28 protein-coding genes and 1 riboswitch are annotated in these 25915 nt (G+C 64.0%); of the genes, 9 read left to right on the top strand and 19 right to left on the bottom strand.

The annotated features are described in order from the left end of the window. Nucleotide 1: 1 nt before the first annotated feature. The 6 genes from OGR47_RS01325 to OGR47_RS01295 form a co-directional block, all read right to left on the bottom strand. Nucleotides 2-391 (bottom strand): VOC family protein, encoded by a 390-nt coding sequence (locus OGR47_RS01325; RefSeq protein WP_165054859.1) that lies wholly within the window; start codon nucleotides 389-391, stop codon nucleotides 2-4. After that, nucleotides 381-1292, bottom strand: coding sequence for an SDR family oxidoreductase (locus tag OGR47_RS01320; protein WP_165054861.1), 912 nt, complete (start codon nucleotides 1290-1292; stop codon nucleotides 381-383). The genes OGR47_RS01325 and OGR47_RS01320 overlap by 11 nt, the downstream gene beginning before the upstream one ends. A gap of 11 nt (nucleotides 1293-1303) precedes the next feature. After that, a complete protein-coding gene (locus OGR47_RS21770) occupies nucleotides 1304-2665 on the bottom strand; it encodes a thiamine phosphate synthase (protein ID WP_165054863.1) in 1362 nt (453 codons plus the stop codon). Between the two features lie 102 nt (nucleotides 2666-2767). Next, nucleotides 2768-3562, bottom strand: a complete 795-nt coding sequence (locus tag OGR47_RS01305; protein ID WP_206527477.1) for a thiazole synthase — start codon at nucleotides 3560-3562, stop codon at nucleotides 2768-2770. A gap of 14 nt (nucleotides 3563-3576) precedes the next feature. Continuing rightward, the gene (thiS, locus tag OGR47_RS01300; protein ID WP_165054866.1) at nucleotides 3577-3774 is read right to left on the bottom strand and encodes a sulfur carrier protein ThiS; all 198 of its coding nucleotides are present in this window, start codon (nucleotides 3772-3774) and stop codon (nucleotides 3577-3579) included. Further along, nucleotides 3743-4753: an FAD-dependent oxidoreductase gene (locus OGR47_RS01295; RefSeq protein ID WP_165054868.1), complete on the bottom strand. Its 1011-nt coding sequence runs from the start codon at nucleotides 4751-4753 to the stop codon at nucleotides 3743-3745. Before OGR47_RS01295 ends, thiS begins: the two co-directional genes overlap by 32 nt. 16 nt (nucleotides 4754-4769) lie before the next feature. Continuing rightward, nucleotides 4770-4926, bottom strand: a riboswitch (TPP riboswitch). Between the two features lie 163 nt (nucleotides 4927-5089). Here OGR47_RS01295 and OGR47_RS01290 point away from each other — a divergent pair. Next, entirely contained in the window at nucleotides 5090-5671 is a 582-nt protein-coding gene (locus OGR47_RS01290; protein ID WP_165054870.1) for a hypothetical protein, read from the top strand. Between the two features lie 205 nt (nucleotides 5672-5876). On the opposite strand, the gene OGR47_RS01285 is transcribed toward OGR47_RS01290, so the two are convergent. Together OGR47_RS01285 and OGR47_RS01280 are read right to left on the bottom strand one after the other, a co-directional pair. Beyond that, nucleotides 5877-6260, bottom strand: a complete 384-nt coding sequence (locus OGR47_RS01285; RefSeq protein ID WP_165054873.1) for a cell division protein ZapA — start codon at nucleotides 6258-6260, stop codon at nucleotides 5877-5879. Between the two features lie 4 nt (nucleotides 6261-6264). After that, nucleotides 6265-6585, bottom strand: a complete 321-nt coding sequence (locus OGR47_RS01280; protein ID WP_165054875.1) for a DUF4164 family protein — start codon at nucleotides 6583-6585, stop codon at nucleotides 6265-6267. Nucleotides 6586-6846: 261 nt separating this feature from the next. Between OGR47_RS01280 and gap the strand changes: the two genes are divergently transcribed. The 3 genes from gap (at nucleotide 6847) to hspQ (ending at nucleotide 9558) form a co-directional block, all read left to right on the top strand. Continuing rightward, nucleotides 6847-7854 carry a type I glyceraldehyde-3-phosphate dehydrogenase gene (gene gap, locus OGR47_RS01275; protein WP_165054877.1) on the top strand — a complete coding sequence of 336 codons (1008 nt, stop codon included), beginning with the start codon at nucleotides 6847-6849 and terminating at the stop codon, nucleotides 7852-7854. 75 nt (nucleotides 7855-7929) lie between these two features. Continuing rightward, the gene (locus OGR47_RS01270) at nucleotides 7930-9123 is read left to right on the top strand and encodes a phosphoglycerate kinase (protein ID WP_165054879.1); all 1194 of its coding nucleotides are present in this window, start codon (nucleotides 7930-7932) and stop codon (nucleotides 9121-9123) included. A gap of 102 nt (nucleotides 9124-9225) precedes the next feature. Next, nucleotides 9226-9558 carry a heat shock protein HspQ gene (gene hspQ, locus OGR47_RS01265; protein WP_165054880.1) on the top strand — a complete coding sequence of 111 codons (333 nt, stop codon included), beginning with the start codon at nucleotides 9226-9228 and terminating at the stop codon, nucleotides 9556-9558. Between the two features lie 245 nt (nucleotides 9559-9803). Here hspQ and OGR47_RS01260 read toward each other — a convergent pair whose 3' ends face one another. Continuing rightward, complete coding sequence (locus OGR47_RS01260) at nucleotides 9804-10526, bottom strand: invasion associated locus B family protein (protein WP_165054881.1); 723 nt, start codon at nucleotides 10524-10526, stop codon at nucleotides 9804-9806. Nucleotides 10527-10854: 328 nt separating this feature from the next. Between OGR47_RS01260 and OGR47_RS01255 the strand changes: the two genes are divergently transcribed. From OGR47_RS01255 to OGR47_RS01245, 3 genes are all read left to right on the top strand, one after another. Next, nucleotides 10855-12690: an extracellular solute-binding protein gene (locus OGR47_RS01255; protein WP_165054883.1), complete on the top strand. Its 1836-nt coding sequence runs from the start codon at nucleotides 10855-10857 to the stop codon at nucleotides 12688-12690. Then, the gene (locus OGR47_RS01250) at nucleotides 12687-13715 is read left to right on the top strand and encodes an AMP-binding protein (protein ID WP_165054884.1); all 1029 of its coding nucleotides are present in this window, start codon (nucleotides 12687-12689) and stop codon (nucleotides 13713-13715) included. Before OGR47_RS01255 ends, OGR47_RS01250 begins: the two co-directional genes overlap by 4 nt. 191 nt (nucleotides 13716-13906) lie before the next feature. Then, nucleotides 13907-14314 carry a bacteriohemerythrin gene (locus OGR47_RS01245; protein WP_165054885.1) on the top strand — a complete coding sequence of 136 codons (408 nt, stop codon included), beginning with the start codon at nucleotides 13907-13909 and terminating at the stop codon, nucleotides 14312-14314. A gap of 275 nt (nucleotides 14315-14589) precedes the next feature. Here OGR47_RS01245 and OGR47_RS01240 read toward each other — a convergent pair whose 3' ends face one another. The 7 genes from OGR47_RS01240 to OGR47_RS01210 form a co-directional block, all read right to left on the bottom strand. Beyond that, complete coding sequence (locus OGR47_RS01240; protein WP_246729795.1) at nucleotides 14590-15207, bottom strand: TlpA family protein disulfide reductase; 618 nt, start codon at nucleotides 15205-15207, stop codon at nucleotides 14590-14592. Next, nucleotides 15204-16454 carry a sialidase family protein gene (locus OGR47_RS01235; RefSeq protein ID WP_246729796.1) on the bottom strand — a complete coding sequence of 417 codons (1251 nt, stop codon included), beginning with the start codon at nucleotides 16452-16454 and terminating at the stop codon, nucleotides 15204-15206. The genes OGR47_RS01240 and OGR47_RS01235 overlap by 4 nt, the downstream gene beginning before the upstream one ends. Before the next feature lie 30 nt (nucleotides 16455-16484). Next, nucleotides 16485-16739 carry an energy transducer TonB gene (locus tag OGR47_RS01230; protein WP_246729798.1) on the bottom strand — a complete coding sequence of 85 codons (255 nt, stop codon included), beginning with the start codon at nucleotides 16737-16739 and terminating at the stop codon, nucleotides 16485-16487. A gap of 236 nt (nucleotides 16740-16975) precedes the next feature. Continuing rightward, nucleotides 16976-17689, bottom strand: a complete 714-nt coding sequence (locus OGR47_RS01225; protein WP_165054890.1) for an energy transducer TonB — start codon at nucleotides 17687-17689, stop codon at nucleotides 16976-16978. Further along, nucleotides 17686-18174, bottom strand: a complete 489-nt coding sequence (locus tag OGR47_RS01220) for an ExbD/TolR family protein (RefSeq protein WP_165054891.1) — start codon at nucleotides 18172-18174, stop codon at nucleotides 17686-17688. Before OGR47_RS01220 ends, OGR47_RS01225 begins: the two co-directional genes overlap by 4 nt. Continuing rightward, nucleotides 18175-18816 carry a MotA/TolQ/ExbB proton channel family protein gene (locus OGR47_RS01215; RefSeq protein WP_165054892.1) on the bottom strand — a complete coding sequence of 214 codons (642 nt, stop codon included), beginning with the start codon at nucleotides 18814-18816 and terminating at the stop codon, nucleotides 18175-18177. Nucleotides 18817-18967: 151 nt separating this feature from the next. Continuing rightward, nucleotides 18968-19390 (bottom strand): hypothetical protein, encoded by a 423-nt coding sequence (locus tag OGR47_RS01210; RefSeq protein WP_165054894.1) that lies wholly within the window; start codon nucleotides 19388-19390, stop codon nucleotides 18968-18970. Between the two features lie 184 nt (nucleotides 19391-19574). Here OGR47_RS01210 and OGR47_RS01205 point away from each other — a divergent pair, with 184 nt between their 5' ends. Together OGR47_RS01205 and OGR47_RS01200 are read left to right on the top strand one after the other, a co-directional pair. Then, nucleotides 19575-19943 carry a hypothetical protein gene (locus tag OGR47_RS01205; RefSeq protein ID WP_165054895.1) on the top strand — a complete coding sequence of 123 codons (369 nt, stop codon included), beginning with the start codon at nucleotides 19575-19577 and terminating at the stop codon, nucleotides 19941-19943. 81 nt (nucleotides 19944-20024) lie between these two features. Then, the gene (locus tag OGR47_RS01200) at nucleotides 20025-22658 is read left to right on the top strand and encodes a TonB-dependent receptor (RefSeq protein WP_165054896.1); all 2634 of its coding nucleotides are present in this window, start codon (nucleotides 20025-20027) and stop codon (nucleotides 22656-22658) included. A 174-nt stretch (nucleotides 22659-22832) separates the two neighbouring features. Here OGR47_RS01200 and OGR47_RS01195 read toward each other — a convergent pair whose 3' ends face one another. The 3 genes from OGR47_RS01195 to OGR47_RS01185 are packed head-to-tail and all read right to left on the bottom strand — an operon-like array spanning nucleotide 22833 to nucleotide 25851. Then, nucleotides 22833-24230 (bottom strand): NAD(P)(+) transhydrogenase (Re/Si-specific) subunit beta, encoded by a 1398-nt coding sequence (locus tag OGR47_RS01195; RefSeq protein ID WP_165054898.1) that lies wholly within the window; start codon nucleotides 24228-24230, stop codon nucleotides 22833-22835. Between the two features lie 5 nt (nucleotides 24231-24235). Then, nucleotides 24236-24685, bottom strand: a complete 450-nt coding sequence (locus OGR47_RS01190; protein WP_165054899.1) for an NAD(P) transhydrogenase subunit alpha — start codon at nucleotides 24683-24685, stop codon at nucleotides 24236-24238. Nucleotides 24686-24717: 32 nt separating this feature from the next. Continuing rightward, complete coding sequence (locus tag OGR47_RS01185; protein ID WP_165054900.1) at nucleotides 24718-25851, bottom strand: Re/Si-specific NAD(P)(+) transhydrogenase subunit alpha; 1134 nt, start codon at nucleotides 25849-25851, stop codon at nucleotides 24718-24720. Between the last annotated feature and the right edge of the window lie 64 nt (nucleotides 25852-25915).

The raw sequence follows: 25915 nt of genomic DNA, 5'->3' as shown, positions 1-25915 counted from the left end.
TCTATCCCTCTAGCGTCATCCAGGCGACAACTGCGCCCCCTGGCTCCGACAGCACCGCCATGCGGCCAACGTCTGGAATATCGAAGGGCTGCTTGTAGATTTTTGCGCCGGCCTCGACCGCCTTCTTCAAACGCTCATCTATGTCGTCGACAGCGATATAGGTGAGCCAATGCTCCGGCACGCCGTCGAATTGCGCGCCCTTCATCTCGAACATGCCGCCGACCCGCGCCTCGCCGGAGAAGACGATCCAATAGGTCATGTCCGGCGCAGCCATGGCCTCGAAGCGCCAGCCGAGCGTCTCGGCGTAAAATTTCTGCGCGCGCGCGACGTCGCGGACGGCGAGTTCGCTCCAGCAAACGACGCCGTGCGGAACAGTCATTTCATTCGCCATTGCCATCTCCGTCAGAATGATGGACGCGGAGCTTATCGCGCGCCTCGATGAAGCCCAAACGACGCGCCACGAGCCAATCTACAAATCGCGCCGGCAGCAGGCTTGGCAAGGTGTGACCGAGGGCCCCGTTGGGGATGACAGGAATACGAGCCGGTGGGCGCGGCGCAGTCAGGGCCCTCAGCACGGCTTTCGCCACAAGCTCGGGCCCCGGCGCGGCGCGCCCGGCTTCGACGGCCCATTTCTGCACGCGCCGCGCCGCGGGTCCGTAGATGGTCGCGTCGAAATGGCTGAAATCGCTGTTGTCAGCCTTGTCCCAAATCGGCGTCGCGATCACGCCGGGCTGGATCACGATGAGATCGATCCCGTAGATCATCAGCTCGCGCCGCAGCGCGTCGGACATGCCCTCGAGCGCGAATTTCGACGCATTGTACGCACCCAGAAACGGCGAGGCGAAACGGCCGGCCACCGAGCTCATATTGACAATGCGTCCCGGCGCGCCGCCCTGCGGCTTGCGCGCGCCCAGCAGCGGCGCAAACGCCTGCGTTACCTGCAGTTGGCCGATGAGATTTGTTTCGAGCTGATGGCGTAGATCGGCGATGGAGAGATGCAGCAGCGGGCCGGGCACCGCGACGCCTGCATTATTGACGAGCCCCGCGAGCGTCGCGCCGCCGAGCCGGGTCTCGACCTCTTGCGCAGCCAGCGCAACAGCGTCCGCATCCGTGACATCGAAGAGAAGCGGCGCGAAATCATCGCCAAATTGGGTTTGCAAGCGCTCGGCGTCCACACTTTTGCGGACGGACCCGAAGACGAAGAAACCCTTTTGTGTAAGAATTTCCACACAGGCGAAACCGATGCCCGTCGAAGCGCCGGTAACGACGATCGCGCGTTTTCCAATCGTCACGTAAAACTCCTTCAGGCCAAAAGGCGCGTCAAAATGTTTATGGTCGAGGCGTCGGCGCGCCCATCCACGCGCGCTGGCCGCCAATGCCGTTGAAACGCGACGACAGCCGACGCCGTATCTTCATCATAGACGCCCGTCTCATTGACTTTATAGCCGAAGGCCGCGAGCTGCCTTTGCAGCCGCGCGACCGCCTCGCCGGCGGAGTCACATTCCAGCGCCGGGCCGTCGTCGGGCGGCAAGGGTTCGACGTAACGGCCGACGCCGACGGCGGCGAGACGCGCCCAGGGAAAAAACTCGCCCGGGTCCGTCTTGCGGCGCGGCGCAATGTCGGAATGGGCGAGCACCCGCTCGGGCGCGATCTTGTGACGCGCGCATATATCCCGCGACAGAGCGATGACAGCCTCGATCTGGGCGGAAGGGAAGTCATGCGGGTCGATGTGGCCGGGATGGACGATCTCGACGCCGATGGAAGCCGAATTCATGTCGGTTTCCCCCGCCCAATAGCTGGCGCCCGCGTGCCAGGCGCGGCGCGTCTCGGGCACGAGCTGAAGGATGCGGCCGTCTTCCTCGACGAAATAATGCGCCGAGACCTCCCGGATCGGCGAGCATAGAAGCTCGAGCGCGCTCTCCGCCGTCGGCATGCCGGTATAATGCAACACCAGCGCAGAGATCGCGCGCGCGCGGGGGCCGTGGTTGGGCGAGGGAAAAACTTTCGCGCCGGCGAAATCGGGCGAAAACGCGCGCGTTAGCTCGGGGGAATCACGCCAGGGCGCCGTCGTCGCAACCCATTCGACCGTCCGCGATTCCGGGTCGGGCGCGCGCAAAACGTCGGTGACGACGCAGGCGCTGTCGGCGCCCGCCGCCAGCGCGAGGCAGGCGCGTGATGGCGTAAGGCCGCCAATGGCGACAAGCGGGATATCGCCCATGCGCTTTTTCCACGCGCCAAGCTTTTCGAGCCCCTGCGGCGCAAATTTCATTTCCTTGAGCAAGGTCGGCCATACGGGCCCGAGCGCCACATAGTCGGGGGAAATCGACAATGCGCGATCAAGCTCGACGTCGTCATGAGTAGAAACGCCGATTCGCACCTCATGGCGGCGCAGCGCGTCGAGATCGGCGTCGTCGAGATCGTCCTGTCCCAGATGCACGAAATCGCAGCCGGCCTCGATCGCGAGCTTCCAGTAGTCATTGACGATGAGCTGCGCCCCCGCCGCGCGGCAGAGATCGCGCGCACGGAGGATTTCATCGCGAACCTCGGACTCGAGGCGATCCTTCACGCGCAATTGCACGAGTCGAACGCCGAGCGGCAGCAGACGCGCCAGCCAGTCGGCGTTATCGACGATAAGATAAAATGGGTCGAGGCTCACTGTCTGCATAGGCGGCGGTTTATCATCTTTTCGAAGCTGTTTGCGACGATGTTGCGCGCCGGAAGGCGCGCGGGCCGATGCGCTCTAATGGACCGCGCAAAGAAAAGATTGTCAGAGCATGTCCTTGAACGGCCGCCCGATCACCGGCGTCGAGGGCTCGGCCATGTCGCGGGGCGTCATCGGCTTGGCTAGAAAGGCGAGCCGCCCGGCCTCGACAGCGAGGCCGAAAGCGCGCGCCATGGCGACGGGATCGCCCGCCCGCGAGACCGCCGTATTCAGCAGCACGGCGTCATAGCCCATCTCCATCACGGTCGCGGCATGAGAGGGCGCGCCGAGCCCTGCGTCGACGACGAGCGGCGTACCCGGGAAATGCGCCCGCAAAGCCCGCAAGGCGAACGTATTGTTGACGCCGCGCCCCGAACCGATCGGCGCCGCCCAGGGCATCAAAACCTTGCAGCCTGCGTCGAGGAGCTTTTCGGCGACCACGAGATCGTCGGTCGTATAGGGAAAAACCTTGAAACCATCCCCGACGAGCGCCTTCGCCGCTTCCACGAGGCCGAAAACGTCGGGCTGCAGCGTATCTTCCTCGCCGATCACTTCGAGCTTGATCCAATCGGTCTCGAATACCTCGCGGGCCATTTGCGCCGTCGCAATCGCCTCCTTGGCCGTGCGGCAGCCCGCCGTATTGGGAAGCACGCGCGCGCCGAGGTCCCGAACGAGGGTCCAAAAGCTCTCGCCCGCGCGCGAGCCGCCTGCCTCCCGCCGCAACGAAACCGTGACGATCTCGCAGCCCGAGGCGCGGATGGCCTCGGTGAGAATCGCGGGCGAGGGATAGCGCGCCGTCCCCAGCAGCAGCCGCGATCGTAGCGCAACGTCGTAGAAGGTGAGCGTATCAGCGGCGTTCATTGGACGCTTTGCACTCATCCGCCCTGCCGCGGCGTGACGATCTCCACCGCGTCGCCCTCATGAAGCATGGTCTTTTCACGGTCCCTGTCGCGCACGAATTCCTGGTTCAGCGCCGTGCCGACCTTCTGATCCTCGTAGCCCAATTCGCGCAGCAGGGCCTCCAAAGTGGTGGAGTCCACCTCACGCGGACGCCCGTTCACCCGAATCTGCATCCATCACCTCCGGAAAATAGGCGCCGCGGAGAACAACCTCGGCAGCGCGGCGCGCGAGCGCGGGGGCAAGCAGGAAACCGTGCCTGTAGAGCCCATTGATATAGATCGTCTTTCCACTTTGCGTCAGGCGCGGAAGATTATCCGGATAGGCCGGCCGCACGTCCGAGCCCATTTCGACGATCTCCGCCTCGGCGAAGGCCGGGTGAATGGCGAAGGCGGAATTGACAAGCTCCACAACGGAGCGCGCTGTCACCCGCGCGCGCTCCTCATTTTCGATCATGGTCGCCCCGACCATGAATAGACCCTCCCCGCGCGGCACGACATAGACCGGCCGGCGCGGATGCAGCATGCGAATTGGGCGGGAGAGAACAATCTCGTCGCTGCGCAAAACCAGCATCTCGCCCTTCACGCCGCGCAGCCGAGGGAGCGCGTCGCGCGCGGCGAACCCCCGGCAGTCGATGGTCCAGTCGGGATGGGTCGCAAGCGCATCCGCCTCCGCGCCATAATGCCGCACGACGTTGGGCATCGCAGCGAGCCTGTCCGCGAGCGCTTGCATGGCGGCGCGCGGATCGAGATGCGCCTCCCGCGCAAAGAAGAGCGCGGCGTCGAAACGATTCGCCAAATCCGGCTCGAACGCCGCGACGCCCGCGCCGTCGAGCCGCTCGAAATGATCCGTGCGCCGGGCGAAATCCAAAAGCTCCGCGCGCTCGCGCGGCGCGGCGACGACGAGGGTTCCGGCGATCGTGGCGACTGGAATGTCCGAGGTCCAGAACGCGAGCGCCTCCTGCCCAAGCTCGGCCACGAGCGGCTCGGCGCTCTCCAGTTCGCACCAAGGCGCGATCATGCCGCCCGCAAAGCGCGAGCAGCCCTGGCCGGGCGCCGTCTGACGCTCGACGAGCTCCACCTGCGCCCCGGCCCGCGCCAAGGCATAGGTCGCGCAAAGCCCGGCGACGCCGGCGCCGATGACGCGCGCTAGCATAGCGCGCCTGCAAGGTTACGGGAGTTGTACACCATCCCTCCGCCAGCATTTGAACTGGATCAGGTTCAAAGGGTCGCCGCGCCCCACGTTCGTCATAAACGCGCTTCGCAGCCTCTCAGCCCCATGGCGGCGCGATCCTTCCGCCGCCGGGCGGGGCTCCCCCGGCGCGTGAAGACTCGCGCAAAACAGCCATCCACGTCAAGCGGCGCGGCGCCGGCGCATGACGTTTGTGTGGCAGGAAGCGGGCTTGCAAGACAGGCTCGGATCGCCCAAGCTCCGTGCATAAGAATTCGCGTCAAGGAACAACTCGGCGCGCTTAATCGGGAGTGAAACCATATGCGCCTCGTCTCTATGCCGGCTGGTCTCCGTGCGGCTGCAGCCGCCATTCTCGTCGCCGGCGTCCTCGGCCTCGCCGCCCCTGCCGAGGCGGCCAAGCTCGGCCCCTATTTCCCGATTCCGAACGGCTTCAACCTTACCGGCGTCGCCCGCGACGCGCTGCTGAACATCCAGGCGAGCTGGCTGAAGAACGGCCTCGACAATCTGGAGAAGGCGAAGAAAGAGACGGAAGCCGCGCTGGAAAAGGCCAAGGGCGGCGCGCAGGACCAGGTCGCGGCGCTGGAAGCAAAGGCCAAGGACCTCGACAAGCTGATCGACGACACAAAGGCCGAGATCGCCGTTGCGACCGACTCGAGCGCCTCGCAGGCAATTCAGAAGGACCGCAAGAACAAGCTCCTTCTCAATCTCAATCAGTGGATCAACGAACTGAACCGCATGGCGACCGAGCAGATGAAGATCGCCATCATGTCGGACGGCGCGGTCGCCATGACCGCGGAAAAGCTCAATCACCAGTATTCGCAGAATGCCGACGATCTCGAGCAGGCAAAGCACGATGTGAGCATGGAAAACTGGGGCAAGTGATCGACTGCTGATAAGCGGCTCCCATTCTCTCGTCATTGCGAGGAGCGGAGCGACGAAGCAATCCGGGGCAGCCACGGCGGCCCTGGATTGCTTCGCTTCGCTCGCAAACGGCATGAAACGTTTTTGTTCTGAATCCCGGATCGCTCGCTGCGCGAGCATCGGGAACGCCCGCGAAGCCTTCCCGCTTACGGCGCGCCGTCCTTCCTCAGAACGGAAAATCGTCGCTGACCGCAGGCTTCCGCAGATCGGCCTCGAGCCGTTCCAGTCGCTGCGCCGCGTCTTCCACCGCCGCCGTCGCGCGTTCTTCCAGCGCTGCGGCGGCTTTTCTTACCGCGTCGAGCTCGGCGCGCAGGGCGACGACGTCCGCTTCCAAGGCCTCAGCCTTGCTGCGCGAATCGGCCGCTTCATCCGCAACGCTCAGCGCCGCCATCACCACGATGCGCTGTTCGCCGACGTCACGAAAACTGTCCTTCATCGAGAGGATCTTGCTCTCGATATAACGGGCGAGTTTCTGGAGGCGCGGCTCCTCGCCGTCGTCGCAGGAGAGACGGTATGTGCGCCCGGCGATGGTGACGATGACGGCGGCCATCGATCTATTCCCCGTCCGGCGCGCCGCTGGCCTGCCCCAGCGCGGCGACGACGTCGGCCCCGGCCTCATCCAACCGGCGCAGGACTTCGTCGCGCGCTTTCTCAAGAGCGCTCACATGCGCAAGCGCCGCGTCGAGCTCGAGGGCGAGACGGCCGCGATCATCCTGCATGATATCCAGCTCCTCCTCCAGCTCCGCAGCGGAAACATCGTCCTCCAGCTTCACAGCCATGCTTCGTTCCAGCCGGTCGAGAGCGGCTCCGAGGCGACCGAGCGCCTGATCGAGCCTTTCGGCGGTTTTTTCGGCAGGCTGTTCGGAGTGCGTCATCGCCGGGCGGCGCCCTATTTTTGCGGGGAAAAGGTTGCGGCTGGCCTACGCCGATTCGTCGTAACAGGTTGGTAGCATGAAACGGGCAAAAGCCAATCGACAGCACGAACCATGCCGCGCGGCGGGGCGACGCGTTGACAGGGGGGCGCGAGGTGCTATCACACCCTCGCCTCGCACCAGGCCCGGCGCGCAGCGCGAGAGACGCAGCCGGGTGACAGCCGCTTTCCTCTTGAAGCAAGCGGCGAGAAGGAGATTTTCCAAATGACCGTGAGAGTGGCCATCAACGGCTTCGGGCGCATCGGCCGCAACGTCCTTCGCTACATCGTCGAATCTGGCCGCACCGATCTCGAGGTCGTGAGCATCAACGATCTGGGCCCGGTCGAAACCAACGCCCATCTGTTGCGCTACGACTCGGTCCATGGCCGTTTCCCCCATCAGGTGAAGGTCGAGGGCGACACGATCGACGTTGGTCGCGGCCCCATCAAGGTCACCGCCATCAAGAACCCGGCGGAGCTGCCCTACAAGGCGCTCGGCGTTGACGTCGCGATGGAGTGCACCGGCCTCTTCACCGCGCGCGACAAGGCGAAGATGTTGCTCGAAGCGGGCGCCAAGCGCGTGCTCGTTTCCGCTCCCGGCGACGGCGCAGACCTCACGGTCGTCTATGGCGTCAATCATGACAGACTGACCAAGGATCATCTGGTCGTCTCCAACGCCTCCTGCACGACCAACTGCCTCGCGCCGGTCGCCAAGGTCCTCAACGACGCCATCGGCATCGAGAAGGGGATCATGACGACGATCCACTCCTATACCGGCGACCAGCCGACGCTCGACACCTTCCACAAGGACCTCTATCGCGCCCGAGCCGCGGCTCTCTCGATGATCCCGACCTCGACGGGCGCCGCCAAGGCCGTGGGTCTCGTGCTGCCGGAGCTCAACGGCAAGCTCGACGGCTATGCGATCCGCGTGCCGACGCCGAACGTTTCCGCCGTGGATCTGAAGTTCGTCGCCAAGCGGCCGACGACCAAGGACGAAATCCACGCGGCCATCAAGGCGGCGGCCGACGGTCCGATGAAGGGCGTGCTTGCTTACACGTCGGAGAAGCTCGTCTCCTGCGATTTCAACCATTGCCCGGCCTCCTCGACCTTCCATCTCGACCAGACCAAGGTGATGGACGGAAACCTTGTCTCCATCTTGAGCTGGTACGACAATGAATGGGGCTTCTCGGGCCGCATGACGGATACGGCGGCGGCGATGGGGAAGCTGATCTAACCTCGGTTCATTACATCGTGACGCGGACCCGAGGGTCCGCGTTCTCTTTTCTGACGACCATTGGAGCCGCGCAAGATGACCTCCTTCCGCACCCTCGACAGCGTCGACGTCAAAGGCAAACGCGTTCTGCTGCGCGTCGATCTCAACGTGCCGATGGAGGAGGGGCGCGTCACCGACGCGACCCGCATCGAGCGCATTCTGCCGACGATCAATGAGATCGCCGGCAAGGGCGGCAAGGTCATTCTGCTTTCGCATTTCGGCCGCCCGAAGGGCCAGCGCGTCGACGAGGACTCGCTGCGCCAGGTGCTCCCGACCCTCGAACATTATCTCAAGCGCCAGATTCCCTTCGCGGTAGACTGCATTGGCGAAGCGGCCGAAGCGGTCGTTTCGGCGATGAAGGACGGCGACGTCGTCCTCCTCGAAAACACCCGCTTTCATAAGGGCGAGGAGAAGAACGACCCCGCCTTCGTCGAGGAAGTCGCGGCGCTCGGCGACGTCTTCGTCAATGACGCCTTCTCCGCCGCGCATCGCGCCCACGCCACCACGGAAGGCCTCGCCCATAAGCTCCCCGCCATCGCGGGACGCACCATGCAGGCGGAGCTGGAGGCGCTCGAATCGGCGCTCGCCAATCCGGCGCGGCCGGTGATGGCGGTCGTCGGCGGCGCCAAGGTTTCCACCAAGCTGGAATTGCTCGGCAATCTCGTCGATAAGGTCGATTTCCTGGTCATAGGCGGCGGCATGGCGAATACCTTTCTCGCCGCGCAGGGCAAGGCGGTCGGCAAGTCGCTTTGCGAGCACGACCTCGCCGAAACGGCGCGCGAGATTCTCGAAAAGGCGAAAGCAGCCAATTGCACGATCGTTCTGCCAGTCGACGCCACTGTCGCGCAGAAATTCAAGGCCCATGCGCCGTCGCATATCGTCTCGGTGGACCATGTCGGCGCGGACGATATGATCCTCGACGTTGGCCCCAAATCCGTGGCGCAGGTCGAAACTCTTCTTGTCCAATGCAAGACGCTCGTCTGGAACGGCCCCTTCGGCGCCTTCGAACTGCCGCCCTTCGAGGAGGGCACCAACGCCGTCGCGCAGACGGCAGCGCGCCTGACGGTGGAAGGGAAGCTCCTATCGGTCGCAGGCGGTGGCGACACGGTCGCGGCGCTCAATCAGGCCCACGCCGCCCAGGAGTTCTCTTACGTGTCGACGGCTGGCGGCGCCTTCCTCGAATGGCTCGAGGGCAAGACTCTCCCCGGCGTCGCCGCACTAAAGGCCTGATTCAACATCACTATGATTGCTCCCTCTCGACGCCGTTGACGGCGCCGAGGGCGCTGCGCTACCAAATGCTGCAGTAAAATCTGCGTTAAAGGCGTCGTAAGAATGCCGCGAGAGAGCATTGCCAAATTTGCGATCGGTCAGGTCGTGAAACACCGTCGCTATCCGTTCCGGGGCGTCATCTATGACGTCGACCCGGTGTTCGCCAACACCGAGGAATGGTGGCTGTCGATTCCAGAGGATTTGCGTCCGAGCAAGGACCAGCCTTTCTACCACCTCTTCGCGGAAAACGCCGAAACCGAATATGTCGCCTATGTATCGGAGCAGAATCTCATGCCCGACACATCCGGCGAGCCCGTCCGCCACCCGCAGGTCGAAGAGACTTTCGCTCGCGATGAAGACGGCGTCTATCGCATACGCGAGGCGAAGCGGCACTAAATTTCCCCGCCATCGTCACATTGCGAGGAGCGCAAGCGACGAAGCAATCCAGAGCCGCCTGGCTGTATGGATTGCTTCGTCGCTTTGCTCCTCGCAATGACGGGTACGGCGCACGCTGCCGTCGCCATGCTTCGGGACGCGCGCAGGATCAACTTCTCGCAATCCCCGGCCTTCTTCCCCAGCCCCAAAAGAAAACGCCCGCATGCGTGATGCGGGCGTTTCTTTATCCGTTAGAGAGAAAGCGCTTACTTCTTCCCAGCCGGCGCAGGAGCCGCAGACGGCGCGGCGCTCTTGGCTTCGAGCTTCTTGCGCTCTTCCTCGGCCTTCTTCTGCAGCTCTTCCTGCAGCTTCTTCTGCTGCTCCTCAAGCACCTTGGGATCGATCGCCGGGCCGTCGAAGGCTTTGCCGAAGTCGTTCAGGGGCAAATAGAAAGTGACCTCGGTATTGGCCTGGTTCTTGACGATGACCGTCATCTGCTGGGCCTTCTTCATGCTGTCGACCGAGGCCTTCTTGACCTTCGCCTCGGCAAAGCAGCCGTTCGGGAAGCAGATCTCAAAGGCGCCGGCCTCCATGGCCCCCTTGTCGATCGCAAACCGGAAGCCCGGCTTCAGCATGAGGCCCGGCGGCAGGAGCAGGCGGATGATCTTGGTGTCGTCGCCCTTGGGGTCGTAGACCGCCAGCGCGAGCAGCGGCTGCGGAGCGTCGCCTTCCTTGGCGGCGGCGCCGAAATCGCGGGTCGTGTAGCAGACTTCCTTCTTGGTCGTCGGGTCGTTGCCGCAGACCTTGGTCCAGTCGGCCTGCACCGCCTGCAGCGTGGCGGTGATGGGGCCGCCAGCGGCAGGTTGCTGTCCGGCAGCGGCCGGCGCGCCGCCTGCGGCCGGAGCCTGCTGGGCATGCGCCGAAACGCCAGCGAGCAGGAAAGCGCCTGCCAGCGCGACCGCGGCGGACCGCGAGAAGAGGTTCGACATTTCCGAAGTCCCTTTCGATTGTTCTCCAGCCGGCGCCTTTCCGGCTTCGTAAACAGCTGTTGTTGCCGCGCCTCGCGGGCGCCGCCCACCTGCGCGGGCGAAAAGATGGAACGGCCTGGAACGCATGCCCCGATCGCGGTTCTCCCCCGGCGCAGCCGCCGCGCCGGATCGACGGCAAAGCTCTTACCGTGTCGCCGCGGCAAATTCCAGCGGGTCCTGGGCGCGCGGACAGCCCGACGCGCGCCGATAACGTTAAAATTTCATAAATGCGGCGGAATGAGGCCTGCTCTTGGCTTCTTGCCGCCATAGGTTCGACTATTGTCGAGGCATGATCTCTTCCGCGATTCGCGGCCGCCAGAAGAGGCGCCGCCTCCCCTGCCTCGTCCTTGCGGCGCTTTTCGCGGCCATCGGTCCGCTCGCCGCGGACGAACCTACGCACGGCCTGGCGACGCATGGCGCGCCGGCGCTGCCGCCAGACTTCGATCATTTCCCTTACGCCGACCCACAGGCGAAGAAGGGCGGCAAGCTGCGCGTCGGCCTTGCGGGGACATTCGACAGCCTCAACCCCTTCAATCTGAAATCCGGCTCCACAGCCCAGGGCCTCGTCGGCAATGTCTTTCAAGGAATGATGGCGCGGTCGCAGGACGAGCCCTTCACGCTCTATCCGCTCATCGCCCAATCGCTCGACATCGACGCCGCCCGCGCGCGCGTGACCTTCCATCTCGACCCGCGCGCGCATTTCTCGGACGGCAAGCCCATCACCTCGGAAGACGTGCTGTTCTCCTTCGACCTCCTCAAATCGAAGGGCCGCCCGCAGCAGCGCATCGCCTATGGGCTCGTCAAAGCCATCACGGCGCCCGATGCGCAGACCGTCTCTTATGATCTGACCGGCGTCGGCGATCGCGAGCTGCCGCTCATTCTCGCCATCATGCCGGTGCTGCCGAAACATGCGACCGACCTCGAGCGCTTCTCCGACGCGACGCTCGCCAAGCCTGTTGGCTCCGGCCCTTATATCGTCGCGGACGCTCAGGCCGGCGCGCGGCTGCTTTTGAAGCGCGCTCCGAATTATTGGGGCGCGGACGTCCCGAGCCAGCGCGGTTTCTACAATTTCGACGAGATCGACATCCAATATTTCCGCGACGGAAATTCGCTGTTCGAGGCCTTCAAGGCCGGCCTGCTCGACTATCGCGAGGAAACCAGCACGACGCGTTGGTCCACCGGTTACGACTTCCCCGCGCTGCGCGAGGGCCGCGTTGCGACGGAGACGCTGAAGAACGAGAACCCCAAGGGGCTCGAAGGCTTCGTCTTCAATACGCGACGCCCGATCTTCACCGACATCCGGTTGCGCGAGGCGCTCGGCATGATGTTCGATTTCGAGTGGGTCAACGCCAACCTCTACTCGAACCTCTACACGCGCACGAAAAGCTTCTTCGACGAATCGGAGCTTTCCTCCTCCGGCCGTCCGGCGAGCGAGAAAGAGCGCGCTCTTCTGGTGCGCTACCCCGACGCGGTGCGCGCGGATATTCTCGACGGAAAATGGCGTCCGCCGATCAACGACGGTTCGGGCCGCGACCGCGAAATGGCCAAGCGCGCACTCGAATTGCTGGCAAGCGCCGGCTACCGCGTCGACGGCGACAAGCTCGCTAAGGATGGCGAGCCCGTTTCCTTCGAAATCATGGTCAAGGACCGCAATCAGGAGCGTCTCGCGCTCAATTATGCAGCGTCTCTCGCGCGCATCGGCGTCGAGGCGCGCGTCAGGCTCGTCGACGAAGTGCAATATCAGCGCCGGCGCCAGAAGTTCGATTTCGACATGATGATCGGGCAGTATCTGGCGTCCGCCTCGCCCGGCAATGAGCAGCGCATGCGGTGGGGCTCGGCAAGCGCGAAGCAGGAATCCTCTTTCAATCTCGCCGGCGCCGCCTCGCCCGCGATCGACGCGCTGATCGCCGCGCTACTCTCGGCGCAAAGCCAGGAGGATTTCGTCGCGGCGGTGCGCGCCTATGACCGCGTGCTGCTCTCGGGCTTTTATGTCGTGCCTTTGTTTCACGCCTCCGAACAATGGATCGCACATTCGACCGACATTGCGCGTCCCGGGCGCTTGCCGCGTTACGCGGCGCCGCTCTTTGGTCCGACGCTCGAGAGCTGGTGGAGGAAAACCCCATGATCGTCCGCGCCGCCGTTTCCGAAGAAGAGGAAGCGGCGCTCGTACGCGCCCATCCGTTGACGCAGTTCGGCTTCGACGCGCTCGTCGCCGGCGCCGCAAGGCCGCGTCCCGGCGGGCTTGCTTTTCTGGATCATATAGAGGGCGTCAGAGACGATGTGACCTACGCCGATCTATACCAGCGCGTCGGCGCCTGCCTCTCGAAGCTGCGTAGTCTCGATCTAGCGCGCGGCGAGAAGATTCTTATCTGCTGTCCGCCCGGCTCCCAGGCCTTTGTGGCGCTCGTCGGCGCGCTCGCAGCGGGTCTCGCGCCGACCCTCGCGCCCATGCCTCTCCCCCACTCGCTTAGCGCCATTGCTCGCGCGGCGAAGACATTGCAGATCGGAGCGCTTTTCGCGCCGGCGCAAATTTGCGGCCTCGATTTCGAAGAGGCGCTGCTCGAGATCGCCGCTGATACGCCCTCGTTGTGCGTCATCGGCGCGCTTCACGGCGCGCTGGACGGCGCCGCCGATTTTTCGGCGCAAGCGCTCGCCGCTCAAATTTCGCCGCGCGTGCCGCTCTCCGATGATTGGAGCGACGACGAACGCCACGATATCGGCGCGCTCGACGAGGGCGGGAATGTTCACTTCGTCTCACAAAGCGCGCTGCTCGGCGCGGCGCTCGATCTCGTGCGCGCGACTCGCGCGGCGGGAGAGGCTCCTATTCTTTCGCTCTATGCGCCAAGCTCGCTCTCCGCTCTTATCGCGGGCCCGCTCGCGGCGTTGCTATCAGGCGCGCCGCTACATTTTCTTGCGCCTTTCACGGCCGCGCATTTTCTCGAAACGCTCGATGCGCTCGGGCCGGCGCGGTTGATCGCGCCGGTCTCCGTCCTTGGCGATCTCGCGCGCGCCAGACTGCTCGACAATGGCGCGATCACCGCCGTCATCGCCTTGGGTGCGGGCGCCGCCTGCGTCATCGACCCGCAGGAACGCTGTCCAATTATCGAGCTGCGCGCCGAAGGCAGCACGCTTGTTATGCGCAGAATCTGACAGCGGTTCGTGGATTTTCTTCGAGACGAGTGCGCATGGCGCGTCACATTGTCTCGTATTGACGCCCGTCAATTACAGCCTCGTCTCATCGCGTCAAAGTGCGCGCGCGACGAGATTGCGCATGCAGCTTTCACTAAAGCGCGCTCGTCGAGAAACAGGGGCGCAAGGGGCGTTGGTGTGGAGGAAACTGCATGTCGCTTATCACCTGGACTAAGGAACAGTTTGCGACCAACGTCAGCGCGCATGATGCGGAGCATCAAGAAATATTCAGGCTAGTCAATGTGCTGGGCGACGCCGTCGCCAGCGGCGACAGAACGGCGATCGGCAAGGAGCTCGATGCGCTCATCGATTACGTTGTGAAGCATTTCGCTGCGGAGGAAGCGAATTTTGCGCAATATGGCTACCCGGCGGCCGCCGGCCACAAAGCCGAACATGACAAGCTGGTCGAAACATGCGCGGATCTGCAGAAGAAATTTCATGCAGGCGAAACTGAAGTAACCGGAGAGACGGCCGCCTTCGTGGTCGGTTGGCTAACGGACCACATCCCGAACATCGACAAGCTTTACGGCCCTTATCTGAACGCAAAGGGCGTCGCCTGAAAGGCCCATACTAAAGAGCGCCTTTCCCGCTTAGGCGGGAAAGGTCAGTTGGTTGACGAACCTCCCAGGCGGCCTCGTCCTTCGAGACGCGAGCTTCGCTCGCTCCTCAGGATGAGGCCTAAGCGTTTTACGAATTTACAGAAGCTCCTCATGCTGAGGAGCCTGCGCAGCAGGCGTCTCGAAGCACGAGGGGCGTCACCGCTACTTTGTCAGAAGTCTGGCCCGATTACGCGGGAAAGGTTTGCTTTCGCCGACGCCGGATTTTCTGGCAGCGCTTATCTATGTTTTTCCAGCCACTGTAGAACGAGTGGATCGTCAATGGCGCCCGTCACCGCGACGACGCCGCCACCGGGCGCCACCAACGCGGTAAAAGGCAGTTCCCCGCGCCATGTTGTTTCGGCCTCGAAATAGAGCTTCTCGACGAAATCATCGGCAAAACCATAATGAACCGCCTTGCCGAGCCCAGCTTTTTCGGCGCGCGTCGCCGCCCGCGCGCGATCCTCCTCGCTATCGACATTGACGAAGACGATGTCGACATCTTTGCGCTCGGCCTCGATCTTCGCCCACTGCGCCAGCTCGGCGAGGCAAGGGGGGCAAGTGACGGACCAGAAGTGAATCATTAGCGGCCGCCCGGCATGCGCCTTGGCGATCTGCGAAAAGGCGCCGCGGCCATAGGGCTTGAAGTCGAGCGCGAGGGCGCTCGGAGCGGCGAACGCGATGAAGGCCGAGATGGACAGGCGAACTGCGAGATTATTTCGTCTGTCATTCCCGCCGAGCCGAAGGCTCGACCGGGAATCGAGAGCAGCGACGCGAAAGTCGCTCCTAGATTCCCGATCGCGTTGCGCGCGTCGGGAATGACAGGCTGCAAGCAAAGTGACGAACATCATTCTCATCGCACTGCTGCGCTCTTCTCGTCGCGGGGAAGCGGCAGCAAGCGGTAGCCTTCCTTATGGGTGACCCAAGAGAGATAAGCCGCCCCCTTGTAAGCGACGAGCTCCGGGTGGTCCGAAGCGTCGTCCGTCTGCGCGAGTATCTTTGGCACGCTCCAGCTCCTGCCGCCATCTCGCGAGAGCTGCATCGGGAGAGTTGTCGTCGTCCCGTCGAACTCCTTCCAGACCCGGTAGAGACGGTCTTTCGCCGCGAGCACGACCGGATGGCCCGGCGCCTTGGCGTCGTCGCCGAACTTCTCCGGACTGGAGAAGCTCTTTCCGCCGTCGTCGCTACGCCCGTAGAAAAGCCCCTGCCGGTTCTGCCCCTTGGTGAACCAGACCGCATGCCATCCGCCACGGGCGTCGACGGCAAGGCCAGGGCCGTGATGCGGGCAGGAATTGATCGCCCAATTATCGTCGGAAACGCGACCACCCGAGAGAGACGCGCCATCGGCGGAGAGCTTCGCGGCGTAGTGGTCGCGAATATTGCCGTCGAAAACCTGCCGCCACAGAAACACCGGCAGGCCGTCGCGATCGAGCGCCGCGGACATGCGGCAACATTCGCAGGCGTGATCCATCAGGATTTTCTTGCCGGCGAAGGTCTGGCCTTTATCGTCCGACCAGGCGAAGGCGACGCCGCTGCCCTCGAATTCCTTGCCCTCGGCCTTGGCCTTCAGAGCGTTGGTCTTGTCGAGCCAGCCGGCATAGATCCGCCCTTTGGGCGTGACGACGAAAGTCTCGAAACGCTGCCCGCCGGCTGTGAGCATCGCCTGCGGCGTCGAGAAGCTTTTGCCGCCATCGGTCGAATGCGCCGTGAAGATCGTGCCGATCATCTGCTTGTCGGGCCGCGTGGTATAGCTCGCGAGCAGCGATCCATCGTCGAGGGCGACAATCTTCGGCCGCGCGTCGCCATGGGCGTCGATGACGCCGTCGACGGCCGATGCGATCTCGACAGGCGCCGAAAAGCTTTTGGCCCCATCCGCGGACGAGGCGACATAGACCGTCTTTCCGACCGCGTAAGCGACCCAGAGCCTCCCTTTGGCGTCGAACGCCGGATTGACCGTCATGGCGCAATGAGGCTTCGGCTCGGCGCAGGCGACATGTTGATGACCCGCGGCGGCGGGCGGCGGTGGCGCGGCTTGCTCGGCGGCGGCGGCGCCAGTCAAGGCGAACGCGGCCGCCGATACGATCATGAGGCGCAAAATGGCCATCGGCTCCATCCCTTCGCTCGAATTAATTCGTCAGCGGAACTTGAACGTCTGGCCGACATCCATTGCGCCGCCCGGTGGCGGAGGCGCGACGACCGTCGCCAGTATTTTTTTCACGACCTCGGCGTGGGCCGGGCTCGTCGTCTTGTCGATCGTCACCTTCTCGATCTTGCCCGAGGCCCCGACGATGAAGCTGGCCGTCACCTCGCCCGGCCCGGCGGCGTTTTCTTCCGGCGTATGCTTGGCGATCTCGGCGTAGAGCAGACTGAGATATTTGCTTTCCGACATGCCCGACGCGGATGCCGGCGCCGTTTGGGGCGCCGGCTTAGGAGCGGCCGGCGCAGGCGCGACTGGTTTTGGCGCGGTGGCGGGAGCTGGGGTGGGGGACGGCTTGGGCGCCTCTGCCCGCGCCGCGCTGGCAAGGGCGAGCGCGCATAAAAATGCGACGCGCCCGCTGAGGAGTACGTTCATGGCAAGCTTCCAATAAGAGAAGCGGCGGGCCCTTGCGAGTCCGCCGACAAACGTCAATGGAAGGCGAAAGCCTGGCTCACAAAAGCGGAGGCGCAGCTGCCCGGGCCCCGCGCAGAGGCCACGATCCGCCGCGCCAGCGCCGCATGCGCCGGGGTCGAGCCCGACGCCGAGACGCCCGAAATGCCGCCGCCGACATTCACATGGAAAGTCACCTGGGCCGTGCCGGAACCGAGGCTGGTGGCCCCCGGAGTATGCTGGCGCAGCGAAGCGGCCACATGGGCAAGGCAGCTCGCCTGCGACGCGCCGCTAGCGGCGGCGCCACCGTTCGGGGCGCCGGCGTGACGGCGGGCCTGCGCCTCGCGGCGCTGCTCGGCGCGCTCGATTTCCTTGCGCTCCTCCTGCTTTTTCTCCAGCTTCTCGGCGTCGTCCTTCTTCATCGCGAGCGGGATGGCGTCCGGCGCCATCACCACCGGCGGCGGCAAAGCGAGCTCCGGCTGCTCGACGGCGACTGGCGGAGGCGTGTCTTCCGCAGCGCTCACTTCCTGCTGCTCGATAAAGTCGCCTTCCTGGACGAGATCCATGCTGAGCGAGTCGAGCGAGATCGTCTTGGGCGCCGGCGCGAACAGGAAGGCGGCGAAGACGGCGAGATGCGCGGCCACGATCGCCGTGACGGCGACGGGGCGCAGCCAGGGCGGGTTGACCGGCGGCGCGCCTTGCGGCTCGTCGGGCTCGCCCGCGTAATCGGGGCTGAGGGCGAAGTCGGTCATTTCGCCGCCCCTCCCGCCGGCGCCGGCGCTGCTGGCGCCGCGGCTTTTGCGGCCCCGCCGGTCTTGCTGCGCGAATTCGTCATGATGGCGATATGCGTGATGCCATTCGTCGCGAGCCTGTCCATCACCGCGACAACTTCGCCGTAGACCGCCTCGGTATCGCCGCGCACATGCACCACGCGGGTGGCGTCGTCGCCCATCATCGCGCGGATGCCGTCGATGAGCGCGTCCTCGGACACGAGATCGGCGCCGAGCGACACCTTGCCGTCCTTGCCGACCGTGACCACGATCGGGTCTTTCTGATTGATCGGCTGCGCGGCGCTGGCCTGAGGCAGATTGACCTTCACGCCCTTGGCGAGCAGCGGCGCGGTCACCATGAAGATGATGAGCAGCACCAGCATCACGTCGACGAGCGGCGTGACATTGATGTCGGCAAGCGGCTGATAAAGATCGTTGTTGTTCTTGAAGCGGGTCGGGAGCGCCATTTATGCGGCCTCCTTCTGCGAACGGCGGGCGTTCGGCGCGCTGGTCATGCGCAGCGCCTCGTCTTCGATGTAATGCGCGACCTGCTGGCCGAGGCGCGAGAAGGAGGAGCCGATCCGGTTATAGCCGACCGAAGCCGGAATGGCGGCCGCGAGGCCATAGGCGGTGGCGGCGAGCGCTTCCGCGATGCCGGGCGCGACGACCGCGAGGCTGGTGTCCTGAGACTGCGCAATGCCGGCGAAGCTCGTCATAATGCCCCAAACCGTGCCGAAGAGGCCGACGAAGGGCGCGACCGAGGAGATCACGGCGAGATTGGGCAGGCCGCCCTCGGCTTTGGTGAGGAATTCGCGAGCGGCGCGGCTCATATTTTCAGCAATTCGCTCACGTTTGTCGCCGGTCGTCTCATCGGGAAGATCGAGCGCGAAAGCTTCGCGGCCAGCGGCGGCGATCGGCTCGAGAAGGCCGACCGGCCCGCCCGCACGCGCCTCCTTGGTCGCCTTGGCGATGCGGACGACCGCTACGGCGCCTTCGACGATCAGGACCCAGGTCCAGACAGAGGCGAGAAGCAGAGCCGCCATGACGACCTTGCCGACGGGGCCGGCGTTGAGAAACATGGCGAGCGGGGAAAGCGAGGTATGATCCATAGAACTCACTCATTCTCGACGGCGTGCGCGAAGCAGCAGCGGCGTCTGACATTGTTTTATTGTGATCTGGACGCGTGAAGCGTCTGTGATCGGCGATCTTACCCGCATGCAGCGCATGAGCCAGCGCTACGGTCCGCCGATCGGAAAGTTTCTAAATTACAGAAGGTGGCGCTCGGGCCCCGTTGATGGACGGCGAGGAGTAACCGTCCGGGGCGGATGGCGCGACCAAGCAATAGGAAACCGGCGTCTGCGCCTGCAGCGGCCGCAAAACCGGCGCGAGCCGCTCTGGCAGGACGGCCGCCGCCACGCTCGCCGCAAGACAACACGGGCAAAGATGCTTGCCGGCGTGATCGGTCCCGGGCGCCTTGTCGCTCGCGGCGTCGGCGCGCTGCGTCATATGACGCTTGAAGCAAGCGAAAAGGCCGACGCCCGCCTTATCATTGTTTTTTAAGATGATGTCAGCGGCGCTTGCAGCCGCCGCGCCTGACGCGGACACGCCGAACATCAACGCCCATACCGCGGCGATTACTATCGCCACGCGTATTCTTTCGCCCATGTCGCGCATGTGTGACATAAAAGTCTCTTAATGGATTTTTTGATTTCTGACAACGCAAGCAATCTTGGAATGCCTCGCGAGCAACGGCAGAGTTTCCCGCGTCGCGCAATCAAGGTTAACGTCACCAATCAAAATTGCGATGACGCCGTGGGGCGCCTCTTTCGCAATCGCCGCATGGTTTCGAACAACCAACCGGCGGCCCATGCGTCAAAGGCTACTCGCATCGCTGATCGTCTGTGTCGCATTGCTGACACAGCTCGGCGCGTCCCTATGGGGCGCCGCCGCGGCGCGCGAAGGCTATGCCGGTTGTCATAGGCAGGCGGCGATCGTCGCGGCAACCGACGCGCGTGGCGGCAGGGGCGCTCCTTTCGGCGCTCCGACGCCGCATGACCACGCCTCCTGCTCTCTCTGCCAGCTTGGCCTCACGGCGATCGACAGCGATGCGCCGTCCCTGCCCGCGCGGCGTCTCGAGCCCTACTGGCGGATCGAGGCTGCGGAATCGGCCGCCTCCCCGCTGGGAAAGATCTTCAATCGAAACGCGCCCGCCCGAGCGTCGCCCGCCCGGGTCTGATCCGCTCCGAATTCGCGTAACGGCGCGCTGCGCCGGGATCAGACGCGCCGCTTTGTCCGGCGCGAAGAGGGAACAACGACAATGTACCGCCACCACCTTCTGCGCGGCGTTTCCGCCTGCGCTTTAACTTTCGCCGCTCTGTCGCCTGCGCAGGCAACCCACACGCTCCCGACTATCGACGTCAGCGGCCAGCATCATGCGCCCGCGCGGAGCTCCGCGCCTGCTCGCGCCGCCGGACCAGTCGCCGTGCGGCCCGGCGTCGTGAGCGCGCCAGCCCCCGCGCCGTCGCCGATCGTCTCGCGCTGGTCGCCGACCCTGCCGGACGGCCGTCCCGCCTTCGTCGAAAAATGGCAATTGCCGAACACGGTCGCGAGCGTCACGCGCAAACAGATCGAACGGCAGGTAAACATCGTCGACACGGAAGACGCGGTGAAATACATGCCGGGCCTTTTCGTGCGCAAACGCAATAACGGCGACACGCAGGCCGTGCTGCAGACCCGCACCTGGGGCATTAATTCTTCCGCCCGTAGCCTGGTTTACGCCGACGATCTTCTGCTCACGGCGCTGGTTGGCAACGACAACACGATCGGCGCGCCGCGCTGGGGCCTCGTCGCGCCCGAAGAGATCGAACGCGTCGACTTCCTCTATGGCCCCTATTCGGCGCAATATCCCGGCAACTCGATGGGCGGCGTGCTGAAGATCACGACGCGGATGCCCGAGAAGCTGGAAGTGTCGATCAAGGACACGCTCGCCGTTCAGGATTTCTCGCAGTACGGGACGTCGAAGGGCTTCGTCAACAATGTCACCAGCGCCTTCATGGGCGATAAAATCGGCGACCTCTCCTGGTCGCTGTCCGGCAATTGGCAGCGCGGCTCGCAGCAGCCGCTGACCTACATCACCCAGGCGCCCGGCGTAGCGGCGAATTTCTATAATTACCCAGGAACCTATTTCGCGACGACCAAATTCGGCGCGCCGGCGGCCGTGCTCGGCACCGCCGGAAATCTCGCAAACGACCAAGTCAACGCCAAGCTCAAACTCGCCTACGACTTCTCGCCGACCATCCGTGCGACCTATACTCTGGGCTTCTGGTCCAATGACGGGACGTCGACCCCAGAGAATTATCTCGTTTCCGGATACGGGCCCTACTTCGGCGGCGGGGTGCAGAGCAAAACCAGCCCGCTAGCGCTCACAAACGCGGTTCTGCAGAGCTTCGGCGCCGGCTACTACCGGGTTCAGGAGAAGATCCTGACCAACGCCGCGGCGGTGCGGAGCAACACCGGCGGCCTTTTCGACTGGGAAATCTCCGCGTCCAACTTCACCTATCTGCAATCGGATCAGGTCGCGCCCTATAGCGCGGCGGTTCCCTTCGGCGGCTACACGCAGACCGGCAAAAACGCCGTCTATACGGGCACCTATTGGACGCTCTTCGATATGAAGGGCATTCTTCGCCCGGAGGGCGCCCTCGCCGGCCACGACATTAGCTTCGGCCTGCATGGCGACCAGTTCCATCTCAACAACCCGACCTGGCTCACGACCAATTGGACCGCTGGCACGGCGTCGTCCTTGGGGGCGGTCGCCTCGATCGGCAACGGCACCACCCGCACGCAGGCTCTGTGGGTGCAGGACGCCTGGAAGATCACCGACAATTACAAATTCACCGTGGGCCTGCGCGGCGAGCACTGGGTCGCTTCGAATGGCTATAATCAGCAGCTCAACAACATAAATGCGGTCGGCCTCGGCTCCACGGCCAGCTTCGCGAGCCAGCTGCCACTCTACCAACCCAACCTTTACTCCACCCGCTTCTCGCCCAAGGGTTCGTTCCAGTGGACTCCTGACGACAAATGGACCGTGACGGCGTCCGTCGGCATGGCGAACCGCTTCCCGACGGCCAAGGAACTCTACAACATCACCTCGCTCACAGGCTCCGCCCTGGCCGCCAATCCGAACCCGAATTTGCGCCCTGAGGTCGCTCTCACCAAGGAGCTCACGGTGGAACGCAAGATCGGCCCGGATGGAACGGCGCGCGTGTCGCTCTTCGACGAAGAAGTGCGCGACGCGATCATTTCCCAGAGCATCTATGTGACGCAGGGGCCGCTGGCGACGCTGACCTCGAGCAATGTAAATGTCTCGCGCATTCGAAACAGCGGCGTCGAATTGGCGGCGAGCAAGGACAATGTGCTCATCAAGGGTCTCGAGCTGATGGGCAGCGTCACCTACGTCAATTCGCGCATCATCTCCGATCCAAACTGGTCGCCGTCAGGCGGCAACAATCTCGACAACGCCATTCTGTCGGTCGCCGGCAAGAATGTTCCCTATGTGCCCAAATGGCGTTGGACGGGCGTGGCGACCTATCGCCCAGACGACAATTGGGCCTTCACTGTCGCCGCACGCTGGCAGGACCGCATGTGGTCGACGCTCTCCAACAACGACATTGCGCATGGCGTCTTCGGAGCCTTCGACCGCTTCTTCATTGTCGATACAAAGATCAACTACAAATGGAACAACCGCTGGTCGTTCGACTTCGGCATCGACAATGTCGGCAACTACAAATATTACCTCTATCATCCCTTCCCGCAGCGGACTTTCTATGTCTCCGCCAAATATGACTACGGCGCGGATAAGCATCCCGAGCGCGGCGTTTTCTATGTCGACAACGAGGGCGGGTTGCCGGATATGACGAACTGGTTCCAGCCAGCGACCTTCTCGATCAATTGATGCGGAAACGCCGGGGATCGCTCCCCGGCGTTTTCGTTTTTAATCCCTGCGACGCAAAACCTGTCATTCCCGGCAGGCCAAAGGCCTGACCGGGAATCCAGAGCAAACGCACGCGCCTGAGACTCTGGATTCCTGATCGCTCGCTTCGCGAGCGTCGGGAATGACGCTTCTGTCTTAATGCGCCAGCGCCTTGACGATGGCCTCCACGGTCTTTTTCGCGTCCCCGAACAGCATCATCGTATTGGGCCGGAAGAACAGCTCGTTCTCCACCCCCGCATAGCCCGAGCCCATACCGCGCTTCAGGAACAGCACCGTCTTCGCCCGTTCGACGTCGAGGATCGGCATCCCATAGATGGGCGAGGTTTTGTCCGTCTTCGCCGCAGGGTTCGTCACGTCATTGGCGCCGATCACGAATGCGACGTCCGCCTGGGCGAATTGTGAGTTGATGTCGTCGAGCTCGAAGACTTCGTCGTAAGGCACATTGGCTTCCGCAAGCAGCACATTCATATGGCCCGGCATGCGGCCTGCGACGGGATGGATAGCGTAGCTGATGTCCACACCTTCCTTCTTCAGCAAATCCGCCATCTCGCGCAGCGCATGCTGGGCCTGCGCCACCGCCATGCCGTAGCCCGGCACGATGATGATCTTTCCGGAGTTCTGCATGATATAGGCGGCGTCCTCGGGCGAGCCCTGCTTGACGTTGCGCGTCTCCTTGGCGCCGCTCGGCCCCGCCGTCTCGCCGCCAAAGCCGCCGAGAATCACCGAGATGAAGCTGCGGTTCATCCCCTTGCACATGATGTAGGAGAGGATGGCGCCCGACGAGCCGACGAGCGCGCCCGTGACGATGAGCGCGAGATTGCCGAGCGTGAAGCCGATGCCCGCCGCCGCCCATCCCGAATAGGAGTTGAGCATGGAGACGACGACCGGCATATCGGCGCCGCCGATCGGAATGATGAGCGTGACGCCCAGCGCTAGCGAGACGAGGATCAGCAGAAAGAACCAGAGGCCCGACTCTGTCGTCACGAAAAGCAGGATCAGCGCCGCCAGCGCCGCGCCCAGCATAATATTGATCGTGTGACGCTCGGGCAGCAGGATGGGCTTACCGCTCATGCGCTCGGAAAGCTTCAAAAAGGCTATGATAGAGCCGGTGAAAGTAACCGCGCCGATCGCCGCGCCGAGCGACATCTCAAACAGGCTGCCGCCTTCGATATGCCCTGGCTGGCCGATGCCGAACGCCTGCGGCGCGAAAAAGGCGCTGCCGGCGACCAGCACGGCGGCAAGTCCGACGAGCGAATGGAAGAAGGCGACAAGCTCCGGCATCGCCGTCATCGGGATGCGTTGCGCCACATAGGCGCCCACGCCGCCACCGGCCGCTGCGCCGACGACGATCAGCACCAAGCCGAAGAGGGGCGGCAAATGGAAAAGCAATGTCGTCGCAACCGCGACCGCCATGCCGATCATGCCGTAGCGATTGCCTTGGCGCGACGTCGCTGGCGAGGAAAGCCCCCGCAACGCCAGAATGAAAAGCACGCCGGCGGCGAGATAGAGAAGGGCTGAGAGATTGGCGCTCATTTGCGTCAGCCCTTCTTTTTATACATGGAGAGCATGCGTTCGGTGACGAGGAAGCCGCCGAATATGTTCACGCTCGCGAGCATGAGCGCGATGAAGCCGAACCATCTTGCGACGCCGGAGCCGTCGTCGCTCGCACCCGACTGCTCGACGCCGACCGAGAGCAGCGCGCCGACGACGATCACTGAGGAGATGGCGTTTGTCACTGACATCAGCGGCGTATGCAAGGCGGGCGTCACCGACCAGACCACGTAGTAGCCGACGAACACCGCCATAACGAAGATGGCGAGGCGGAAAACGACCGGATCGACCGCGCCCCCTCCCAGCCCATGCGCGCTGATCGCCGCCGCCGTTTGCGACAGCTGGTCGGAATAGTGCTGCGCCTGATCCGCGAGTTGACGCGCGGCTTCTGCCGCCGCACGCGCCTTTTCGAGCAATTGCTGCGTTGAGTCCGTCATTATTTGCGCTCCTTGTTGGAAGGATGCTGCGTTCAGGCCTGTTTGAATCTTGTGTCGACGACGGCGCCGTCGCGCGTGAGCGCGGTGGCTTTCACGAGTTCGTCGTCCCAATTGATCGCGAGCTGCTTCGTCTCCTTCGAGATCAGCGTCTCGACGAAGGCGAGCAGATTTTTTGCGTAGAGGCTGGAGGCGGTCGGAGCCATGTGCCCCGCGAGATTGAGCGCGCCGACGATCTTCACGCCATTCTCCACGGTCGTCTGGCCGGGCTTGGTCAATTCGCAATTGCCCCCGCGCTCGGCGGCGAGATCGACGATGACCGAGCCTGTGCGCATGGACCGCACCATTTCGGCCGAAACAAGCTTCGGCGCCGGGCGGCCAGGGACGAGCGCGGTCGTAATGACCACATCCTGCTTGGCGATGTGGCTCGCGGTGAGCTCCGCCTGCGCGGCCTGATATTCCTTCGACATCTCCTTGGCGTAGCCGCCGGCCGTCTGCGCCTGCTGGAATTCCTCGTTCTCGACCGCCAGAAATTTGGCGCCGAGCGATTCGACCTGCTCTTTCGTCGCCGGCCGCACGTCCGTCGCCGTCACAATGGCGCCGAGGCGGCGCGCGGTGGCGATGGCCTGCAGCCCCGCGACGCCGACGCCCATGATGAAGACCTTGGCGGCTGGCACCGTGCCGGCGGCCGTCATCATCATTGGAAAGGAACGGCCATATTCGGCCGCCGCCTCGATGACCGCGCGATAGCCTGCGAGATTTGCCTGTGAGGACAGCACATCCATGGATTGCGCGCGGGTGATGCGCGGCATGAACTCCATGGCGAAAGCGATCACGCCCGTCTTTGCGAGATCGGCCAGCGCCGCCTCGTTCCCGAACGGGTCCATGATGCAGATGAGGGCGAGATTTTGCTTGGCGCCGGCAAGCTCGGCCGCCGAGGAACGTCGCACGCGCAGCGCAATGTCCGCGCCTGCGAGGGTCGTCGCCCGATCGGCGCCGATCTTGGCGCCTGCGGCGGCGTATTCGGCGTCGGAGACGCCCGCCCCGGCGCCGGCCCCGGACTGAACCGCGACCTCGGCGCCGAGTGAGATGAATTTCTTGACGGTTTCGGGCGTCGCCGCAACGCGCGGCTCAGCTTTGTCCGACTCGGCCAATACGGCAATGCGCATGACGACCTCCGGCTGTTGCGAACCGTCGCCGTCATGGTGGCCCCTGACGGCTGGCGCGAGGGGC

It is taken from the genome of Methylocystis sp. MJC1, assembly GCF_026427715.1.
Classification (GTDB): domain Bacteria; phylum Pseudomonadota; class Alphaproteobacteria; order Rhizobiales; family Beijerinckiaceae; genus Methylocystis.
This window is presented reverse-complemented; position numbering and strand designations above follow the sequence as displayed.

What these genes read in the sequence shown, in the direction of transcription:
- OGR47_RS01245 (WP_165054885.1), top strand. Translation starts at nt 13,907, where the DNA reads ATGTCGCTTATCACCTGGACTAAGGAACAGTTTGCGACCAACGTCAGC.
- hspQ (WP_165054880.1), top strand. Translation starts at nt 9,226, where the DNA reads ATGCCGCGAGAGAGCATTGCCAAATTTGCGATCGGTCAGGTCGTGAAA.
- OGR47_RS01280 (WP_165054875.1), bottom strand. Translation starts at nt 6,585, where the DNA reads ATGACGCACTCCGAACAGCCTGCCGAAAAAACCGCCGAAAGGCTCGAT.
- OGR47_RS01220 (WP_165054891.1), bottom strand. Translation starts at nt 18,174, where the DNA reads ATGGCGCTCCCGACCCGCTTCAAGAACAACAACGATCTTTATCAGCCG.
- OGR47_RS01225 (WP_165054890.1), bottom strand. Translation starts at nt 17,689, where the DNA reads ATGACCGACTTCGCCCTCAGCCCCGATTACGCGGGCGAGCCCGACGAG.
- OGR47_RS01195 (WP_165054898.1), bottom strand. Translation starts at nt 24,230, where the DNA reads ATGAGCGCCAATCTCTCAGCCCTTCTCTATCTCGCCGCCGGCGTGCTT.
- OGR47_RS01260 (WP_165054881.1), bottom strand. Translation starts at nt 10,526, where the DNA reads ATGTCGAACCTCTTCTCGCGGTCCGCCGCGGTCGCGCTGGCAGGCGCT.
- OGR47_RS01185 (WP_165054900.1), bottom strand. Translation starts at nt 25,851, where the DNA reads ATGCGCATTGCCGTATTGGCCGAGTCGGACAAAGCTGAGCCGCGCGTT.
- OGR47_RS01295 (WP_165054868.1), bottom strand. Translation starts at nt 4,753, where the DNA reads ATGCTAGCGCGCGTCATCGGCGCCGGCGTCGCCGGGCTTTGCGCGACC.
- OGR47_RS01325 (WP_165054859.1), bottom strand. Translation starts at nt 391, where the DNA reads ATGGCGAATGAAATGACTGTTCCGCACGGCGTCGTTTGCTGGAGCGAA.
- thiS (WP_165054866.1), bottom strand. Translation starts at nt 3,774, where the DNA reads ATGCAGATTCGGGTGAACGGGCGTCCGCGTGAGGTGGACTCCACCACT.
- OGR47_RS01240 (WP_246729795.1), bottom strand. Translation starts at nt 15,207, where the DNA reads ATGAGAATGATGTTCGTCACTTTGCTTGCAGCCTGTCATTCCCGACGC.
- OGR47_RS01305 (WP_206527477.1), bottom strand. Translation starts at nt 3,562, where the DNA reads ATGAACGCCGCTGATACGCTCACCTTCTACGACGTTGCGCTACGATCG.
- OGR47_RS21770 (WP_165054863.1), bottom strand. Translation starts at nt 2,665, where the DNA reads ATGCAGACAGTGAGCCTCGACCCATTTTATCTTATCGTCGATAACGCC.
- OGR47_RS01200 (WP_165054896.1), top strand. Translation starts at nt 20,025, where the DNA reads ATGTACCGCCACCACCTTCTGCGCGGCGTTTCCGCCTGCGCTTTAACT.
- OGR47_RS01255 (WP_165054883.1), top strand. Translation starts at nt 10,855, where the DNA reads ATGATCTCTTCCGCGATTCGCGGCCGCCAGAAGAGGCGCCGCCTCCCC.
- OGR47_RS01215 (WP_165054892.1), bottom strand. Translation starts at nt 18,816, where the DNA reads ATGGATCATACCTCGCTTTCCCCGCTCGCCATGTTTCTCAACGCCGGC.
- OGR47_RS01250 (WP_165054884.1), top strand. Translation starts at nt 12,687, where the DNA reads ATGATCGTCCGCGCCGCCGTTTCCGAAGAAGAGGAAGCGGCGCTCGTA.
- OGR47_RS01235 (WP_246729796.1), bottom strand. Translation starts at nt 16,454, where the DNA reads ATGGCCATTTTGCGCCTCATGATCGTATCGGCGGCCGCGTTCGCCTTG.
- OGR47_RS01290 (WP_165054870.1), top strand. Translation starts at nt 5,090, where the DNA reads ATGCGCCTCGTCTCTATGCCGGCTGGTCTCCGTGCGGCTGCAGCCGCC.
- OGR47_RS01285 (WP_165054873.1), bottom strand. Translation starts at nt 6,260, where the DNA reads ATGGCCGCCGTCATCGTCACCATCGCCGGGCGCACATACCGTCTCTCC.
- OGR47_RS01190 (WP_165054899.1), bottom strand. Translation starts at nt 24,685, where the DNA reads ATGACGGACTCAACGCAGCAATTGCTCGAAAAGGCGCGTGCGGCGGCA.
- OGR47_RS01205 (WP_165054895.1), top strand. Translation starts at nt 19,575, where the DNA reads ATGCGTCAAAGGCTACTCGCATCGCTGATCGTCTGTGTCGCATTGCTG.
- OGR47_RS01210 (WP_165054894.1), bottom strand. Translation starts at nt 19,390, where the DNA reads ATGTCACACATGCGCGACATGGGCGAAAGAATACGCGTGGCGATAGTA.
- gap (WP_165054877.1), top strand. Translation starts at nt 6,847, where the DNA reads ATGACCGTGAGAGTGGCCATCAACGGCTTCGGGCGCATCGGCCGCAAC.
- OGR47_RS01270 (WP_165054879.1), top strand. Translation starts at nt 7,930, where the DNA reads ATGACCTCCTTCCGCACCCTCGACAGCGTCGACGTCAAAGGCAAACGC.
- OGR47_RS01230 (WP_246729798.1), bottom strand. Translation starts at nt 16,739, where the DNA reads ATGTCGGAAAGCAAATATCTCAGTCTGCTCTACGCCGAGATCGCCAAG.